Raw genomic sequence first — 17808 nt, forward strand, 5'->3', positions numbered from 1 at the left:
ACATGGATTACCAAAAATTAGCAGGAAAAGAATTATTGAAAATAGTAACGCTAGGGGAATTGAAAGCCTCAGGTTATCAACCAAAGTCCATTAAGGAGGAATTAAGGTTAAATCTCATTCGCAAAATCAAAAATAAGGAAAATGTGTTTGAAGGGATTTGGGGATATGAGGATACGGTTATTCCTGATATTGAAAGAGCTATTCTTTCGAGGCATAATATCAATCTTTTGGGTCTAAGAGGTCAAGCCAAAACCAGAATAGCCAGACTGATGACGCAATTGTTGGATGAATATATTCCGGTAGTTTCCGGTTCAGAACTCAATGATGATCCTTTGGATCCCATCTCAACCTATTCAAAGGAAATGATTGCCTCAAAAGGGGACCATACGCCCATCTCATGGTGGCATAGAAATGATAGATATACCGAAAAACTGGCTACGCCGGATGTTTCAGTTGCTGATTTGATCGGTGATGTAGATCCTATCAAAGCTGCGACAATGAAGCTTTCTTACAATGATGAAAAAGTCATTCATTATGGGCTTGTTCCAAGATCCAACCGATCCATTTTTGTGATCAATGAATTACCTGATCTGCAGGCCAGAATCCAAGTTGCCCTTTTTAATATCCTTCAAGAAGGGGATATCCAAATCCGTGGATTCAAATTAAGGTTGGCTTTGGATATTCAATTTGTGTTCACCGCTAATCCGGAAGATTATACCAACAGGGGCAGTATTGTAACTCCATTGAAAGACCGGATAGAAAGTCAGATTATTACCCACTACCCAAAAAACATCGAAATTGGCAAGCGAATTACCAAACAAGAAGCAAAATTAGAGGGGAAACCTCTGTCCAAAATCCATGTGCCGGAACTGATGAAAGATTTGATCGAGCAGATTGCGATAGAGGCTAGGAAAAGTGAATATGTGGATGAAAAAAGCGGGGTTTCTGCCCGACTGACAATTTCTGCTTATGAAAACCTCATCTCTGCAGCTGAAAGAAGATTATATAGAAACAATGAAGAGAATACTGTAGTAAGAGTAGCGGATTTAATTGGTGTGATTCCAGCAATTACAGGGAAAGTGGAGTTGGTTTATGAAGGTGAACAGGAAGGTGCGGGATTGGTAGCCTATACTTTGATTGGAAAAGCAGTGAGGACTTTGTTTTCAGAACTTTTTCCTTCGCCAGAACAAAAGAAAAAGGAGAAAGAAGGAAATCCCTATGTTTTGCCTTTGTCATGGTTTGGAGAGGGAAATGCTTTGGATATTTTGGCCTCTCAAAGTGATAAAGAATATAAAAGCAGTTTGCATCAAGTCCCCGGATTGGAGGATATAATCACGGGTACTTTGAAAAACCTTCCGGAAAAAGAGAAAGAATTCTTTATGGAGTTTGCCCTACATGGACTTGCCGAATATAGCAAACTGAGTAAAAAACTATTGGACACAGGAATGCAGTTCAAAGATCTCTTTAGTTCTATGTTTGATATGGGGGCACCGGAAGAAGATGATTTTGACGAAGATGATTTATAGGGTGGGTATTTAATCAAATATGGTTAACTTAGGGTCTTAATAATCATTCCAACCACTAATAATCCCTTTAAATTATGAACTTCGGAAAAAAATTAAAATCCCTTGCTGTACTGGTTTTTGCTTTAGGTTTCTTGTTCGCAACCACTACAACATCATGTGGCAACAAAAAAACCTCTGAGGATACAGAACAGGCAGAACACCCGACTGAAGGAGAAGAACATCCATCAAGTGGTGACGAGCATCCCAAATCAGATACTACAGGTGGGGAGCACCCTTCTAACTGATATGACGTCAATATCAAAGAAAACGATGATTCTTAAGGCTGTGGAAACACAGCCTTAATTTTTTCTTACAAAAGAAAACGTAGTCAAAGGATAAGCCATTTCATCTCCTAATTCCATAAGGGGATAAGCCAGGAAATTGATAGGACCTGATGCAGGACTTGGGGATACTCGAAGATCTCTTCCGCGACTTAATTCAATTCGGTTGGCTGGATGACGGCCAAAATAATATGTAGCCAAAGCTGTATATTTATTCCCTTCACTGATATCAATAGGCCACCATTTCCCTTCTGCATAGAATTCAGCCCAACAATGGTAGCCATCCATGCCGCCTTCATCTCTATCAGAAGGAATAGATGCTCCGATGGAAAACCTTGCAGGGATACCTATCGATCTTGCCAAAGAAATAAAAAATGAATGGAACTCAGTGCAGTTTCCGGTTTTGGAATCACAGGCATAGACCGCGTCTCCTCTTCCATAATCTCCAAATTTCATATAGCGCATGTTGTCAATGATATAATCATAAAGCGCCCTTGCTTGGATTAATTTACTGTCATTTTCTTTTCCTTTTATTACTTCGTTGGCTATTTCACTGAATTGTCCACCAATAGGCATCAGAATATTTGGTTCTAGATATATTTGATCTATGGGTTGAATGGCTTCATAGGGGCCTTTTTCTTTTCTTTGGACCCGGTACTTTATTTCCAGTTCCTCACTGCTTTGATCAGGGCCAAGTTCTATGTATAGGATTTTATTTTTAAAAACTTCCTCTTCCAAGAATTTGTGGTTTCCGGGGATTTGCATGAAAATTATTTCGATGTCTTGATATTCGTCCGATTGGGCGATAGGAATCCAAACTTTTGCGCTTTCTTTGATCACAGGGATTTTTGCATGATAATAAAACTCAAATTCATCCCTTCCTTCTATCACCCCCAAGAGGTCAGAGGAGGCTGTTTCCACAGGAACTCTTCGCCATGTTTTGTCAACTACCTGTTTCCAGGTATAAAAGGGTTTGCCATTTAATTTGTGAAGGGAAGTTTCTGTGACGGTCATATTTCCAGGTTCTCCTTCAAGAAAAAAATCCACATCATAGACATCTCCTTTTTCATCAGCGAGATCGACGCAGGCAAAATGACTGTTTGGACCTAGATTGGAAAGGTATTCCGTATGAACCCTTACCAGCTTCAATTTCAGATTTCGTTCTGTGTCATTGATCAGAAAATATCCATCGTGCTGTTGGGTTTCCTTATCGATATAGGCTTTGATGCCTTCCTCGATTTCTTTTATGGATACTTTTTTAATGGATTTTTCATTGTTGGCATGTATTGTTTCCTGTTTTTCCTTCGAATTTGAAGAACAAGAAGTGAAAATGGCAAGCAGAATGAAGAGAAGAAGTCTTGAGGTGATCATGACTGAATTTATCAATGATTTAAGTTTTTGATTTCTGGCTTTACCCAAAAGGTAAGTATTCCTATCTAATTGAACCAAACAAAATTTATAAAAGGATTGGCCTTTCAAATTCTTTGATCCAAAAATCTAAAAAAAGACCCCAATAGGAACAAACCTACCAGGGTCAAAATTTAAATGGTTATTCTGAATTCATCCAACACATTTAATGGCCTGTTCCTTCTACCTTCATCCCTTAGCCTTCATCTAAAGAGATTGCCACGTCGCTCAAAGAGTTATCAAAATATCAAAGCTTCCCCAAGTGCTCCCTACCAAAATCGGCAGGCAGGCTTGAAATGAGGCCCCACCTTCATCCTTTATCCTTCCTCCCTCATCCTTTTTTTCAGTGCCTCTCAGGAGCCAAGCCAATTTTTTCCGGTGACCTCCACAGAGCTGAAAGGAGTAATTCCCGCATAAACAGAAATTCTTTTGGGATTTTATCATAAGCTTTCTCAAAGAGTTCAGAATGACCGAGCATCTCAGCTTTCCAAGGCTCAGTTTCAATGATCATGATATTATTGAAATCATCTCTGGTAAAGCTTTCAAGACCATTCCAGTCCATATCTTTATACCTAGGTCTCCACCCAATAGGGCATTCGACCGCAGATATTTTTCCTTTACACCTTCCTATAATCCATTTCAAAACCCGCATATTGTCTCCGAATCCAGGCCAGATAAAGTTTCCTTCTTTATCTTTTCTAAACCAATTCACACCGAATATCCTAGGGGCATTTTCCAAATCCCTTCCAAACTGCAACCAATGATTGAAGTAATCTCCCATATGGTAACCCATAAATGGAAGCATGGCAAATGGATCTCTTCGAACTTTCCCTATCTCACCAAAAGCAGCGGCAGTCATTTCAGATCCCATTGTGGCTGCCATGTAAACCCCAAAATTCCAGTTGAAAGCCTGATATACCAATGGGACTGCTGTACTTCTACGTCCTCCAAAAATAAAGGCAGTAATCGGAACACCCTCAGGATTATCCCATTCCGGATCAATTACCGGGTTTTGATAAGCAGGTGCAGTGAACCTGGAATTGGCGTGGGCAGCCGGTTTCCCGCTGTTTTTATCATAAGGTTTACCATGCCAATCTGTAAGTCCATCAGGAACTTCCTTAGTCATACCTTCCCACCATACATCACCATCCTTAGTGATGGCTACATTGGTAAAAATGGTATTCTCTTTGATACTTTCCATAGCACTGGGATTGGTATTATAGTTGGTACCGGGAGCTACACCAAAATATCCGGCTTCAGGATTGATCGCATGCAATTTACCATCTTTGCCTTTGTGGATCCATGCGATGTCATCACCGACTGTGGTTATTTTCCAACCTTCCAACTCTTCCGGAGGAACCATCATGGCGAAATTGGTTTTTCCACAGGCGCTCGGAAAAGCCGCTGCGACATAGCTTTTCTCATTCTGAGGACTTTCCACACCCATAATGAGCATGTGTTCGGCCAACCAACCTTCCTCTCTTCCCATAGTGCTGGCAATTCTTAGTGCAAAACATTTTTTACCTAGGAGGGCATTTCCACCATAGCCACTTCCGTATGAAATGATCAATTTTTCTTCAGGAAAATGCGAGATATACTTTACGTTGGGATTACATGGCCATTTGACATCCTCCTGACCATCTGCGAGTGGTGCACCCAAGGTGTGGATGCATTTCACAAAGTTTTCATCAATATAAGGTATAGCCTGATTTCCCATTCTGGTCATAATCCTCATATTCACCACTACATACTCACTGTCAGTAATCTGTACACCATATCTGGAGAGGGGAGATCCTAGTGGACCCATACAGAAAGGAATAACGTACATTGTTCTTCCCTTCATACTTCCTTTCGTAAGGTCGTCAAGAATAGTTTTCATGTCCGAAGGACTCATCCAATTGTTTGTAGGTCCGGCATCTTCTTTTCTTCTGCTGCAGATAAAAGTTTTATCCTCCACTCTGGCGACATCGCTTGGATCGGAAAAACAGGCAAAACTATTTGGTCGTTTTTTGGGATTCAGTTTAATGAATGTACCCTTGTCCACCATAAGCTGGCAAAGTGTATCATACTCTTCCTGTGACCCATCACACCAATATGTTTTTTCAGGCTTGAAATGGTCTGCCATACTTTCTACCCAAGATTTTAATTCTGTTTTGATTGTTGATATCATGGTTTTATCTATTTGGATTAAAAAAAAAAGAATAAATCAATTTTATAATTCAAGGTTTTATCGCCTTTCAAATTCACTTTTTTCTATTTATTTCATGCCTTCAATTTAAGAATTTAAAAACATAAAAACGGCCTTTTTAGGATGATTTAAATTCCCTTAAATGATGACTTTTAACATGATTTGGAAAAGATTTCTGTGGAAAAATTTCTGAGATCAAATTTATTCTATTGGTATTTTCCATTTAAAGGCTTCCAAATCAATCCGAAGCTCCTTTCCGAACATTGTATTTGATATCGCCTCTCCCAAACCGGCTGAATGTTTGAAACCGTGACCACTGCAGGCCGACGCTATCAAAACTTCAGGGAAATCAGGCATTTCGTCAATTATAAAATAAGAATCGTTTGTGACGGTGTATAGACATACCTTGGAAACCAAAACCTTTTTTTCGATGTGGTTCAATCTACCATCGATTTTTGTTTTTAGAAAATCCACCTGTTCCTGTTCACTTACTTCTCTGGAGACAGTATCTGGATGGTTTCTTTCTACAAACGACTCAGAGGCGACTTTTATTGATTTTCCGTCCAAAGAAGGGAACCCGTATATGAAATCCTCTGCACCTTCACCGAATCCCCACATAAAAACAGGTGTTTGGCTCTTTTGAAAATGATTGGCTTCTATCGGAATCCAATGGAGTATCTGTCGGCAAATTTTAAATTTGGTTTTCGCAAAATCCGGAAGAAAGTCTTTTATCCATGGTCCGGCACTGACCACAACCCGTCCTGCTTCAAATATCCCTTGATTGGTTTCAATAGAGACTCCTCCGCCACTTATGGGTCTCAGGCCATAAACCTTGGTATGGGTCTTAATGACCGCATTATTTTGCTCAGCTAGTTGCAATTGAGTGGAGATGGCCAATTCCGGATACAAGAATCCCGCACTGGGTTCGAAATATACTGTTCCTGTTTTTTCCAGATTAAATTCTGAAAAACGTTTTTTTAACTCACCTGTATCAAAAACCTCATGGGGAATATTACTTTTTTGGGCAAATTGGACTGTTCTTTGAAAAAATCCCTCTGATCCATGTTTGGACCAGGATTTTCCTCCTGAGTCAAAAAGTAAGCCTCCTGTAGTATTCATTATCTTGTTGCCTGTAATTCCTTCGATCTCCTTCCATATTTCATGTGATCGCGTCACAATCGGTACAAAATCCAATCCTTCTCCAACGGCTAACCGGGTGATTCTGGTTTCACCGTGGGATGAACCCATGCTGTGTGGTGGGGAAAACTGATCTATCCCAAGGATTTTTTCCCCTGATTTGCTGAGTTGCCAAAGCGTAGATGCACCCAAAGCTCCTAGGCCAACGACCGCAACGTCAAAATGATTTTGGTTCATGATCGGAATTTAAGATAGGTCAATTTCCATTCCTTCCCTTGCAAATTCCAGTTTTGATGGACTCTTTATTCCACTTAATATCTCAGCATGAAATTCCTGTAGCTGAAGATCTGTATGGGAAGGGTCATGATGTGTGAGCAAAAGATGTCTTACTTCTGCAATTGAAGCCAGTTGTATGGCATCCTCTATACTCGAATGACCCCAGCCTTTTCTGTTTTCGTATTCCAATGCAGTATATTGGCCATCATGCAGCAAAAGATCAGCCTGATTAGCCAGATTAAATCCCGATATCCATCTTTTGTCCGGAATTATACCTGATCGACCCAAAGCAGGCTCATTGTCAGGGATATAAGCCAAGACGGCATTTTTCCCTTTTACCCTAAACCCTACTGTGGGACCTGGGTGGATTACGTATTCAGAATCAACAGAAAAGGGACCTATTTGGAAATTGCTGTTGGAGATCTCATGGAGAGTCAGTTGGCAGGGAAGATCCCGGAGAGATATGGGGAACAATGGCGGCGAAAGATACTTGTTGAGTCTTTTCTGTAAACTTAAGGTGGCACTTGCAGGAGCCCAAATATGAACTTCTTTGGAGCTATCAAACAATGGCTTGAAAAACCCAAGTCCCTGGATATGGTCCATATGCAAATGAGTGAGCAAAATGTCGATGCGCTTGGTTGATTTATCGGGAAGGCTAACTTTTCGCAAACCTGAACCTCCATCTAAAATCAACAACCATCCCTCTTCCAAGACTGTCACGCAGGAGGTGTTCCCACCATAATAGGAGGTTTCAGAACCTGCTGTGGGAATCGATCCCCTTACTCCTATTATTGAAACTATCATAGGTCTCTTGATTCCCAAAAAATAGCCACTGCACCGAGAAACTTATGTGACCGACCAATTATTGGGTATGATGTAACTGAAATTTTTTCATTTTTACCCTTGAGGCTTTCTATAAAAAAAACCTTATAATGAGGAAGTTGGTCCTGCAATGTCATCACAAGAGGCAGACCTTCGGGTGATAGAGGTTCTCCTTGTTCATCAAGTGGTTTGAATATGGTTGCCCAAGTCCCGACCTCCATTTCACCTGTATCTTCAAAGCGTGTTCCCAGAATTTCTTCCGCAGGTTCATTATAGAAAATAAGGTTGCCTGCTGTATCTGTTATAAATACAGGTATTGAAAGGCAATCCGCTAGTTGGCGGTTAAGAATAATTTCTATTTCATATGCGCTCATCAGGGAAAATTATTGTCTAAGCTAAATATAGGAAAACAAAACATAATATATCCATAGCCACATGACTTTTTACCTTTTGCCTTAAATTATGATAGCAATTGTAACAAACATCAGCGGTCAAAAAATGGAGGTCTTTTCCGCTGCCATTCTGTTTTTTTCTGGTAGTGTGACCCTAGCATAATGAGTTTTTCCTCGTCATATAGATTGGCCAAAAACGTAATGGATGTTGGACTGCCATTTTGGGAAAATCCGTTGGGCATACATAAGGCAGGATGACCGGTGAGGTTGGTAATCAGAAGTTGATTCCCTGCGAAAGACGGCGCAACAATCACATCAAATTCTTTGAATAATTCATGGATCTCCTCAATTAAAATAGATCTATACCTATTAGCCTGAATATACTCTACCGCAGGAATAAACCTGGCTGTTCTAAAGATATTGGGCCATGCGTTTTTATGTTGGGCTACCAGTAAGTCATCTCTATTCGATCTGGTCAAATCATCAAAGGCCGCTGCGGCTTCTGCCTCCAGAATAATCCGCATGCTTCCTACAGGTACCGAGGTGCTCAATTCCAATGGATGTAAGGTCAAACCCATAGCTTTCAGATCCTCCAAGACCTGTAAATCATTTGCCAAATTGCTGCGATCTCCTTCAAAAAATGCAGGGAAGTAACCTATTTTCAAATCCTTAATGGAATTGGACCCGGAATAATTGAAAGCTGCTGGAATAGTGCTCTTATCTTTTTCATCAAATCCATTGATTGTAGAAAGGACAATTCCATTGTCCAAAGCAGACCTTGATATAGGCCCGATTTTGTCCATACTCCAGCTTAAGGCCATGGCCCCATGCCTGCTTACCCTACCAAAGGTTGGCCTTAGTCCGGTAACTCCATTTCTTGTTGAAGGGGATACTATGCTGCCGAGTGTTTCTGTACCTATTGCAAATGGTACCAAAGCTGCGCTAACTGCTGATGCCGAGCCGGCAGATGAACCGCTTGAGCCTTGATTTAGGTTCCAAGGGTTTTTGGTGATGCCACCATACCAAACATCTCCCATTGCCAGGGCACCTAAAGTAAATTTTCCAACCAAAACGGCTCCTGAAGCATCTAGCTTTTCCACTACCGTTGCCGTTTCATCAATTAACTGATCTTTGAAAGGTGCTGCCCCCCATGTTGTTTTGGTTCCTTTTACAGAAAGTAAATCTTTTATTCCATAAGGAATGCCATGTAATGGACCTCGATAATTACCGTTTTGTATTTCAATATCCATTTCTCTGGCTTTCTGTAGGGCTTCAGTATCCAATAAGGTGATAAGACATTGTAGTGTATCAGAATATTTTTTGATTCTATTCAAATAAATTGTGGTCAATCTTTCTGAACTTAATTTTCTGGATTTTATCAAAACCGAGAGTTCAGCCACAGAAAGAAATGCGATATCTTTTTCATTTTGCGGCAAGTCCACTGTAGCAGGTAATCCCCAATTAAAAGGCTTTTGCATCTGCTCAGGTACAAAACCATGCGGTAAGGGGTTGAAAGCAATTGCAGGACCGGTGGAATTTTCAATTGGGATTTTTCTCATTTCCTGGTAGGCGGCAAGTTGATCATTGAGATCCCTTAACATGCTGTCTCTTTCCGCTTGATTGAACTCCAATCCAATTAAGGTCTCTGCACCTTCAATGGATATCCGGGTGATCTCTCCTGATTTTTTACCTACAATAAAACCCAAGGATAAAAGAATGGGTATGATAAAAATCCAAAGTCTTCGGTCAATTTTAGAATGCTTCATGTAGTTTTGTGTTTGAAACGTATTTTTATTCCCAAATGGGGATTTGATTTTAGGAAGGTAATGATAATCTAGAATGGATAACAATAAGCTTACACCAATATTCCCTATGCCGATGCGGGGGCTGCTTTTACTTACAGGAATGTATTCTTTTGCCTGGTCGGCATTTTTCAGGTATTTCGGGGGGGACCTAATGAGGTGGCTTGCCATGAATCCAACAGAGATCCCGGAAATCAGTGCTAGGGTTTTCGGTACCACAGGGATGGTAATTGGTTTTTTGATTTTTTTAAGTGCTTTTTATCCTATCAGTTGGCATTATCTTATCATGGTAGGAATCGCTGGAAAAATGATCTTGGCAGCTTGGTTTTTCCTTGCTTTCATCCCTGAATTGGGTTGGAATAAGCGCTCCATCTTCCACTTGGTTTTCAATGAATTGCTATGGCTGATTCCTTTATCCATAATTCTGATAAGGGCTATTAAGGTGAAAAAATATTTAAAGGATTTGCCAGAGTAACCCGTGCATTCTTTTTAACGGCTTTCTCTAACCAACCTAAAACCCACATCATAGCCATTTCCAGGACCAGCTCCATGGAATAAATAGGTGGCATTGGTAACATCAGAAGTAATGCTGCCCCCTTTCAAAACATGTACTTCGCCTTTTTCCGGGGGGCTCGGGTATGCAAAAATATCATTGTTATAATAGTCTTCAACCCATTCCCAAACGTTGCCCAACATATCATATAATCCCCAAGGATTGGGTTTTTTTGTGCCAATGGGTTTTGTGGTTCCTTTATTGGTTTGTTGAATCCAAGCTTGTTCGCGTGTTTCTGACCAAGATAATAAGGAGTCATTACCTGCTCTGGCAGCATATTCCCATTCAAATTCAGTAGGTAGGCGATACTGATAAATGCTATCCATCTCGTTCAGTTTGGTCAAAAATTCCTGTACCATTTGCCAAGTGACATTATCGACCGGAAATAAATCTGCATTTCCTCCGACTTTATCTGCATCAAAAATTGAAGGGTTGGATCCCATTACCGCTTTCCATAGTCCCTGAGTGACTTCATATTTTCCGATGTAATAAGGTTCCGCTATGTTTACCCAAAAACCTGGTCTGGAATCCTTTTCTGCCATTTCCTTACAGCGTCTAAAATCTTCCTCTGTCCATTTTTCTTTTTCAGGAACATCCCGTTTGTCAGGATAACTTGGGCATTCAATTTCAATTTTTCCTACTAAGAATTTTCCAGGTTCAATCTTTTGAAATTCCATTCTAAGGTTATTGGGAATACCATGATTGACCTGTTGGGAATAAAGAGGCCATGATGCCATATATCCTATAAAAAACAGAAATTGAACAAAGTTTTTCATTTTCAGAAAGCCGGTTTAAGTTCCTTGATCTTAATATTCCTAAAGGAATGAGCTGCATCAGGTTTCCAAGAGAAATCACAGCACCTCCCACCTGGCACAGGTTGCAAAGTGGCACTCCAATGCAATTGAAATGCAATCATTCCCGCAGTGACATCACCAATCAAATCATTGCGTTGCCCTTCTGCGTCCCACATGTGTATTCCATTTATCCACAATGACACTTTTGGTATTTCTCCGGTTATTCGGATTAAGAAACTGTTCCAATCACCCTTATTCCAAACTTCATCCAAGTTTTCAATTTTGGCATTGATAGTGGTTCTCAGCAATTCTCCAAAAAGATTACCGGTTCCCCTTTCTCCATCTCCTGCCAATTCCAATTGATAAGCTGAACCACTTTCACTCGATCTAAGAAAAATTCCACCATTGGTTCCCGGGTGGCCTTTGAATTCAAGTTGTAGTTCAAAATCCTGATATTTTTTGTCCGTGAGTATAATGCCCCCCTGTCCATAGGGATATTGTTTCATGACAAGGGCCCCATTTTCAATATAAAAATTCCCCATCGTTCCATGGTGATTGGTTTTGCTGATATGCCAACCATCTAAATTTTCACCATTGAAAATCGAAATAAATCCATTTTGTGTATAATCCTTTTGTGCACAAATGATATGACTGATCATTATGAGACATATTCCTAAAAATTTCCTCAATACAAACCCGACAGATGAGAAAGAGAATTGGTCTTTTCTATTTAAAGGTTGAATTGCACTTGCCATCAGTTTTTCTATTTAATAAACTCGATTCCTGTCATCATAATCAGAGCGTCACTTTCTTTTGCCTGCAAATTCTTTACCACGATAAATAAATCATGCAATCCATCTGATTTAGAAATATCAAAGGTTGCCGGAAGACCCATAGCCTCTCCGAAGAAAGGACCCTTATCTCCTTTGGGGGCTGGTGGTATTGTATATGCCTCTCCAATTATCTGTCCTTCAGGATTGCCCGATCTGAGCTCGATGGTTGCTCCAACAAAATGAGACCAATGCCAAAAGCGATTTGGCGCTCCGATTTTGATCTGATTGATTCCAGTAAGGTCTATTTCTTTGAAACCTATATGTCCTCCTCTTCCTGTGAAAATAAAACCCGGATCATTGGTTGAAGGGGTATAAGAAATACCGGTAACCGAAAAGAAATCCGCATCTTCCGGAGCCAAAACAGGATATCTTAGTAGAAAATAATCTTTCCCCGTCAAGTTCAGGCCCTCTTTTTCCGGTGATCCTTTGTCTGTATAACTTGCCAAGAAAACATAAGACCCCATTTCCAAAGGAGTTCGGAAATACGAATCCAGCCTTTTGCCTCTTCCCCTCTTTTTAAAGGCTTTTGTCTGGTATTGACCGGATGATCCCAAATTGATATTTTTTCCATTTTCAGAATCTATTTCAAGAATATAATCAATGATCTGAGAAATTTCAGAAGGATTTAATGTGGGCTGTGGAGGCATAGGTGAATCTCCCCATTTACCCGAACCCCCTTCAGAAATACTTTTTGACAGGGTTTCAAAAGCTTTGGGATCTTTCTTATACCTATTGGCGATATCCCGAAAAGCAGGACCGACCAATTTACCTTCCTCTAAATGACAGGAAAGGCAATTGCTTTTTTGTATCAAAGCTTTGGCATTGAGATGTCTTAACCTAGTGTCTGTATTCAGTTTATCTTGCCTATCCAACAAGGCCAATTGTGGATAGCCCATTCCTGATGGAATATATTGTGCTGTGACCAACACATCTTCTTTCCTTATATTTCCTGCTACCAAACTCCCTTCTTCATTATCTTCAACAGAAACTACGTACTTGATCATCGCATCCGGGAAGTAAAAACTTTGGTTCCCTTCCAAAATTTGAAATTTTACTTGGGGCTGACTGTTCCCGGCAATAATTTGGAATGAATCCTCAGAAGCAAGTCCATCGGGATCTTTTACCTCCAGATTTACTACATATTTACCTGGTTCTTCAAGTATCAATGTGGGATTTAAGTCCGTAAGGTTTTGGACCATTTTTCCATCAATACCTTTGATCGTCCAATTATAGGTCAATGAATCACCATCAAAATCCAAACTCCCTTCAGAAGATAGTCTTAGCTTCAAAGGTGCTTTTCCATCCAGGACATTAGCGCTTGCTCTGGCAATCGGTGCCCTATTGCCAGCATTGTATTCTATTCTGGAGATTTTTCCCTGTCCACCTATCCCGTATTCTACTAAATATAAATCCCCATTGGGGCTGAAATCCATATCCAAAGGCTGGCTATGTGTCAATAATTCTGCCGGAAGAAATTTCTCCAAGGAAATTACTTTTGAGCGCTGCTCATCCATTTCCACCACCATGATCCAATTCCGGACATAATCGGTAATAAACCATTTGCCTTCAAAATAGTCAGGGAAAACCCTTTCTGCATTTTTGGAGAAATCCTTCTTTCTAAAAATCGGACCACCAACTGCCGACCTAGCGGCACTGCCCAGCAAAGGCCACTTTTCCGAAACTTGGTAAGGATAGGCCATGAGAGCTTCCTGTGCGGGTGGAAGAATCTTGAGCCCCGTATTGTTGGGAGAATCGTTGTAGCTGGAGTCAGGCTTATACGGGTCGCCGTATTCTCCAGTAGCATAATCATAACTTTTGTAAGCCCTGTTATACCCAATAAAATAAGGCCAACCATAATTTCCCGGACCTTTGGCGACATTGAATTCATCGTAACCCATTGGTCCAAATTCGTCTGAGTCCATTCCTGCATCCGGTCCCACTTCTCCCCAATGAAGATATTGGGTTTTGGAGTCAATTGACAATCGCCATGGATTTCTGTTGCCCATCACATAAATCTCAGGTAAGGTATTTGGAGTACCCGGTTCAAACAAATTTCCTTTTGGGATGCTGTAATTGCCATCAGTTTGTGGTTTGATTCTAATGATGGTTCCACGCAAGTCATTGGTGTTTCCAGCTGTCCTTGCTTCATCTTCGCCTCTACCCCCTTCATTTTTAAATGGAAGCGGTGAATATTGAGTGGGATGCGAATCTGCCCCAATACTGAGGTATAAATTCCCTTCTTTGTCCCAGGTCATTCCCCCACCAAAATGCTGACCATCCGGTTGTTCCCAAGGAACAGTCAGGATTATTTTTTCAGCTGAAAAATCAAGTTTGCCTTCTTTATCCAATTCAAACCTGGAAAGCCGCAAGGCATTCCCCTTGTCTGCGGCTGCCGAAAAAAAGAGAAACAATTGGCGGTTACTTTCAAAATCTCTGTCCAGCAAAATTCCTATCAAACCTGGTGCTGTTTCTTCGGTCAGGTCTAAAGTGCCTAACAACTCAACCTCTCCTGTTTTTTCATTATATCGCTTTACGTTTCCGATCCGCTCAATCCAATATATGTTTCCACTCTGATCGAATTCAATTTGAAGCGGCTCCTCCAAACCCTCAACAAGGATTTTCTGTGTAAATCTGCTGTCTTCAGGCCGAATGGATTCAACTTGTTTCAAATTTTCTTTACAGGCTGTGGTGAATCCAAGAAAAAGAAGAAGGATAATCTTTATCTTGACTTTTGGATAAAAGGCATAGAATGAATTTTTCGGGAAAGCAATCATGGGTGGTTATTTTGGGAGATGTTAAACGATATATAAATATGGAAATAGTCTCTTGAAAAGAGAAAGTAATATTGACAATCGGCAAATTTTATGACTTTGAATTTATTTCCAATCCACTAATAATTCCCAATACAGGGCATTTCCTTAATACCTTGATTTTGTAAGAAAACACCAATTTTTTAGAATCTTTTTATAAGTTTGAAACTTATATAGCTGATCACCGATGAACCGTAGGAAATTTATAATTAAAAGTACCTTGTCAACTGCAGGATTGGGTTTAATGCCTGCTTTCTCTCATTCGAATAATATGAAAATAGCCAATACAGATTTCGGAGTAGCTCTTTTTACCCTACCCAAAGCCCTTTCAGAGGATTTTGAAGGTACAATCCGAATAATCAGTGAAATGGGGTATAAGGAATTGGAGTTCTTTGGTCCATACGATTTTAGTGATGAGGGTGTAAAAAAGAGTTGGAATCAGCTAACACCACTTCTTGGGTTTTCGGGAAGCGGATATTTTGGTCATCCCTACAAAGAAACCAGGGAAATACTGGATAGGTATGGATTAAAAGCCCCTGCTATTCATGTGGACCTTCAAACTCTGGAAAAAAATATGGGTCAAGTGGCAGAGGCTGCAAATGTTCTCGGTCATAAATACGTAGGAATTGCGATGATCCCGGAAGAAATGAGGCCGGATTTGGAAGGGTATAAGAAGACAATAGATACTTTCAATAGGGTTGGTGCATCTGCCAAAAAATATGGACTGACGTTTTTTTATCATAATCACGGTTATGGCCACAAGGAAATGGAAGGTGTAGTCCCATTTGATTTAATTCTAAAAAACACTGATCCTGAATTGGTAAAAATGGAATTGGATGTTTTCTGGTTTGCTGCGGCAGGAGTAGATTCCAAAAAGATACTCAAGGAAAATCCGGGCAGGTTTCCATTGCTTCATATTAAAGATATGAGCGAGGCAAAAACGTTTACCGGAGATGGTGGAAACCCTTCAGAATGGATGAGCCTTTTCCCCTATTTGACAGACGCAGGAGATGGGGTTTTGGACCTTCCGGGAATTTTGAAACAGGCAAAAAAATCAGGAGTAAAGCACTTTTTCCTTGAAAAAGACAATACTCCTGAATTTGAAAGCGCATTGATGAGAAGTTTTAACTTCCTCTCGAAGCTTAAACTTTAGAAATTTTATAATAGGATAATCAAGAGAATGATAATTATCAATGCACCGGTGGAGATATAAATACCAGTTCCCCGGAAGGCTTTAGCCTCTTTTTCAAGAGATCTGAGTTCATCTTTCAACTCTTTCTTCTCTTCTTTTGAAAGGACGGTCAAATCCATTTCTTTGAGTTCAAGAACCCTGGATTCTATTTCCAAAAGTCTTTCTGATTCTTCCATCGTCAAAACTTTCGGTTCTTTCGATTTAAAAGGCATAGCCTCAACTGTAATCCCTGTAAAAGCAATTAATGCCGCTGCTGTAGCAAGTGTTAAAAAGGGTTTCCGCATAAATTCAATATTTAAATTTTATTTCAAACTACCGATCATATCCTCAGGCTTAACCCATTCATCAAACTGCTCGTTGGTCAGTAATCCCAAAGCCAAAGCAGCTTCTCTAAGGCTAGTCCCTTCTTTATGGGCTTTTTTCGCTATTGCCGCAGCATTTTCATAGCCTATATAAGGATTCAGTGCGGTGACCAACATCAGGGAGTTTTCCAGGTGCCTCTTGATAAATGGCCTATTGGGTTCAATACCAATGGCACAATTATCATTGAAAGAAACACAGGCATCTCCTATCAATCTTGCGGACTGCAGGAAATTAGCCACAATCATCGGCTTGAAGACATTCAACTCGAAATGACCGTTTGATCCACCAATAGAAATAGCCACATCGTTGCCCATAACCTGTGCAGCCACCATGGTGATGGCTTCTACTTGGGTAGGATTGACTTTGCCGGGCATAATGGAGGAACCGGGTTCATTTTCAGGAATCAAAATTTCACCTATTCCTGACCTTGGTCCTGATGAAAGCATGCGAATATCATTGGCGATTTTCATCAAACTCACTGCCAATTGTTTCAAGGCACCGTGGGTTTCCACCATGCCATCATGTGCTGCCAATGATTCAAATTTATTAGGGGCCGTTACCATAGGTTGTCCGGAGAATTCGGCTATTTTTTTTGCCACCAATTCGGAATAACCTTTTGGTGTGTTCAGACCTGTCCCTACAGCAGTACCTCCCAAAGCAAGTTCTGAAAGATGGGATAAAGTATTTTTCAAGGCCCTCAGACCATGGTCAAGTTGCGCAACATATCCGGAAAATTCCTGTCCCAAAGTTAAAGGTGTTGCATCCATAAAGTGTGTTCTTCCTATCTTGACCACCTCCATAAATGCTTCTGATTTTGCCTTTAAGGTATCCCTTAATTTCTCCACTCCGGGGATGGTGGTTTCCATCACCATTTTATAAGCAGCAATGTGCATTGCGGTAGGAAAAGTATCATTGGAGGATTGGCTTTTATTGACATCATCATTGGGATGGATTTTTTTCTTCTCATCCTCCAACGAACCTCCCAATAAGACATGCGCCCTGTAGGCAATCACTTCATTGGCATTCATATTGGATTGGGTTCCCGAACCTGTCTGCCAGATGACCAATGGGAATTGGTCATCATGTTGTCCGGTAAGGATTTCATCACAGACCTTAGCAATAATATCTGCCTTTTCTTGGGTCAAAACACCCAACTCGGCATTAGCCAAAGCGGCGGATTTTTTGAGAATAGCAAATGCCCTGATAATTTCAATGGGCATGCGGTTTCTTTCGCCGCCAATTTTAAAGTTGTTGATGGATCTTTGTGTTTGCGCCCCCCAGTACTTGTCGGCAGGAACTTCCACAGGCCCCATAGTATCTTTTTCTATTCTAAAGTTCATAGGATTGAATTGTTGGTTGCTTTAATTGGACTGCTAAATTAGTATCTAAGGAG

Annotated in this window: 15 protein-coding genes; 4 read left to right on the top strand and 11 right to left on the bottom strand. The window is 40.5% G+C overall.

Going from position 1 to position 17808, the window contains the following annotated elements; translation table 11 throughout:
- Positions 1–2: 2 nt before the first annotated feature.
- Both B9A52_RS25835 and B9A52_RS05525 read left to right on the top strand, forming a co-directional pair.
- Positions 3–1526, top strand: coding sequence for a magnesium chelatase (locus B9A52_RS25835; RefSeq protein ID WP_084119352.1), 1524 nt, complete (start codon positions 3–5; stop codon positions 1524–1526).
- 74 nt (positions 1527–1600) lie between these two features.
- Positions 1601–1810 (top strand): hypothetical protein, encoded by a 210-nt coding sequence (locus B9A52_RS05525; protein ID WP_084119353.1) that lies wholly within the window; start codon positions 1601–1603, stop codon positions 1808–1810.
- 54 nt (positions 1811–1864) lie between these two features.
- On the opposite strand, the gene B9A52_RS05530 is transcribed toward B9A52_RS05525, so the two are convergent.
- From B9A52_RS05530 to B9A52_RS05555, 6 genes are all read right to left on the bottom strand, one after another.
- On the bottom strand, positions 1865–3217 hold the full coding sequence (locus B9A52_RS05530; RefSeq protein WP_084123408.1) for a transglutaminase-like domain-containing protein: 1353 nt from the start codon (positions 3215–3217) through the stop codon (positions 1865–1867).
- Between the two features lie 379 nt (positions 3218–3596).
- Positions 3597–5423 (bottom strand): phosphoenolpyruvate carboxykinase (GTP), encoded by a 1827-nt coding sequence (locus B9A52_RS05535; RefSeq protein ID WP_084119354.1) that lies wholly within the window; start codon positions 5421–5423, stop codon positions 3597–3599.
- Positions 5424–5642: 219 nt separating this feature from the next.
- Entirely contained in the window at positions 5643–6815 is a 1173-nt protein-coding gene (gene solA / locus B9A52_RS05540; RefSeq protein ID WP_084119355.1) for an N-methyl-L-tryptophan oxidase, read from the bottom strand.
- 9 nt (positions 6816–6824) lie between these two features.
- Positions 6825–7658 (bottom strand): MBL fold metallo-hydrolase, encoded by an 834-nt coding sequence (locus B9A52_RS05545; protein ID WP_084119356.1) that lies wholly within the window; start codon positions 7656–7658, stop codon positions 6825–6827.
- On the bottom strand, positions 7655–8050 hold the full coding sequence (locus B9A52_RS05550) for a PAS domain-containing protein (protein WP_084119357.1): 396 nt from the start codon (positions 8048–8050) through the stop codon (positions 7655–7657). Before B9A52_RS05550 ends, B9A52_RS05545 begins: the two co-directional genes overlap by 4 nt.
- 110 nt (positions 8051–8160) lie before the next feature.
- Positions 8161–9834: an amidase gene (locus B9A52_RS05555; protein WP_084119358.1), complete on the bottom strand. Its 1674-nt coding sequence runs from the start codon at positions 9832–9834 to the stop codon at positions 8161–8163.
- A gap of 73 nt (positions 9835–9907) precedes the next feature.
- Between B9A52_RS05555 and B9A52_RS05560 the strand changes: the two genes are divergently transcribed.
- Entirely contained in the window at positions 9908–10345 is a 438-nt protein-coding gene (locus tag B9A52_RS05560; protein ID WP_084119359.1) for a hypothetical protein, read from the top strand.
- Between the two features lie 14 nt (positions 10346–10359).
- Here B9A52_RS05560 and B9A52_RS05565 read toward each other — a convergent pair whose 3' ends face one another.
- Genes B9A52_RS05565 through B9A52_RS05575 form a run of 3 tightly spaced genes read right to left on the bottom strand, consistent with a single transcriptional unit; the run spans position 10360 to position 14824 of the window.
- The gene (locus tag B9A52_RS05565) at positions 10360–11199 is read right to left on the bottom strand and encodes a formylglycine-generating enzyme family protein (protein ID WP_231955501.1); all 840 of its coding nucleotides are present in this window, start codon (positions 11197–11199) and stop codon (positions 10360–10362) included.
- Between the two features lie 2 nt (positions 11200–11201).
- Positions 11202–11972, bottom strand: coding sequence for a 3-keto-disaccharide hydrolase (locus tag B9A52_RS05570; protein ID WP_084119360.1), 771 nt, complete (start codon positions 11970–11972; stop codon positions 11202–11204).
- Positions 11973–11980: 8 nt separating this feature from the next.
- Positions 11981–14824 carry a PQQ-dependent sugar dehydrogenase gene (locus B9A52_RS05575; RefSeq protein WP_084119361.1) on the bottom strand — a complete coding sequence of 948 codons (2844 nt, stop codon included), beginning with the start codon at positions 14822–14824 and terminating at the stop codon, positions 11981–11983.
- A gap of 307 nt (positions 14825–15131) precedes the next feature.
- Here B9A52_RS05575 and B9A52_RS05580 point away from each other — a divergent pair, with 307 nt between their 5' ends.
- Positions 15132–16013, top strand: coding sequence for a sugar phosphate isomerase/epimerase family protein (locus B9A52_RS05580; protein ID WP_231955502.1), 882 nt, complete (start codon positions 15132–15134; stop codon positions 16011–16013).
- 5 nt (positions 16014–16018) lie between these two features.
- Here B9A52_RS05580 and B9A52_RS05585 read toward each other — a convergent pair whose 3' ends face one another.
- Positions 16019–16336 carry a hypothetical protein gene (locus B9A52_RS05585; protein WP_084119363.1) on the bottom strand — a complete coding sequence of 106 codons (318 nt, stop codon included), beginning with the start codon at positions 16334–16336 and terminating at the stop codon, positions 16019–16021.
- Positions 16337–16354: 18 nt separating this feature from the next.
- Positions 16355–17755, bottom strand: a complete 1401-nt coding sequence (gene fumC, locus B9A52_RS05590; protein ID WP_084119364.1) for a class II fumarate hydratase — start codon at positions 17753–17755, stop codon at positions 16355–16357.
- Positions 17756–17808: the final 53 nt, after the last annotated feature.

Source organism: Aquiflexum balticum DSM 16537 (assembly GCF_900176595.1).
GTDB classification, from domain to species: domain Bacteria; phylum Bacteroidota; class Bacteroidia; order Cytophagales; family Cyclobacteriaceae; genus Aquiflexum; species Aquiflexum balticum.

Excerpts from the sequence above, each read along its gene's own strand:
- B9A52_RS05580 (WP_231955502.1), top strand. The coding sequence starts at position 15,132 with ATGAAAATAGCCAATACAGATTTCGGAGTAGCTCTTTTTACCCTACCC.
- B9A52_RS05560 (WP_084119359.1), top strand. The coding sequence starts at position 9,908 with ATGGATAACAATAAGCTTACACCAATATTCCCTATGCCGATGCGGGGG.
- B9A52_RS05545 (WP_084119356.1), bottom strand. The coding sequence starts at position 7,658 with ATGATAGTTTCAATAATAGGAGTAAGGGGATCGATTCCCACAGCAGGT.
- B9A52_RS25835 (WP_084119352.1), top strand. The coding sequence starts at position 3 with ATGGATTACCAAAAATTAGCAGGAAAAGAATTATTGAAAATAGTAACG.
- B9A52_RS05550 (WP_084119357.1), bottom strand. The coding sequence starts at position 8,050 with ATGAGCGCATATGAAATAGAAATTATTCTTAACCGCCAACTAGCGGAT.
- B9A52_RS05585 (WP_084119363.1), bottom strand. The coding sequence starts at position 16,336 with ATGCGGAAACCCTTTTTAACACTTGCTACAGCAGCGGCATTAATTGCT.
- fumC (WP_084119364.1), bottom strand. The coding sequence starts at position 17,755 with ATGAACTTTAGAATAGAAAAAGATACTATGGGGCCTGTGGAAGTTCCT.
- solA (WP_084119355.1), bottom strand. The coding sequence starts at position 6,815 with ATGAACCAAAATCATTTTGACGTTGCGGTCGTTGGCCTAGGAGCTTTG.
- B9A52_RS05535 (WP_084119354.1), bottom strand. The coding sequence starts at position 5,423 with ATGATATCAACAATCAAAACAGAATTAAAATCTTGGGTAGAAAGTATG.
- B9A52_RS05575 (WP_084119361.1), bottom strand. The coding sequence starts at position 14,824 with ATGATTGCTTTCCCGAAAAATTCATTCTATGCCTTTTATCCAAAAGTC.
- B9A52_RS05565 (WP_231955501.1), bottom strand. The coding sequence starts at position 11,199 with ATGAAAAACTTTGTTCAATTTCTGTTTTTTATAGGATATATGGCATCA.
- B9A52_RS05530 (WP_084123408.1), bottom strand. The coding sequence starts at position 3,217 with ATGATCACCTCAAGACTTCTTCTCTTCATTCTGCTTGCCATTTTCACT.
- B9A52_RS05555 (WP_084119358.1), bottom strand. The coding sequence starts at position 9,834 with ATGAAGCATTCTAAAATTGACCGAAGACTTTGGATTTTTATCATACCC.
- B9A52_RS05570 (WP_084119360.1), bottom strand. The coding sequence starts at position 11,972 with ATGGCAAGTGCAATTCAACCTTTAAATAGAAAAGACCAATTCTCTTTC.
- B9A52_RS05525 (WP_084119353.1), top strand. The coding sequence starts at position 1,601 with ATGAACTTCGGAAAAAAATTAAAATCCCTTGCTGTACTGGTTTTTGCT.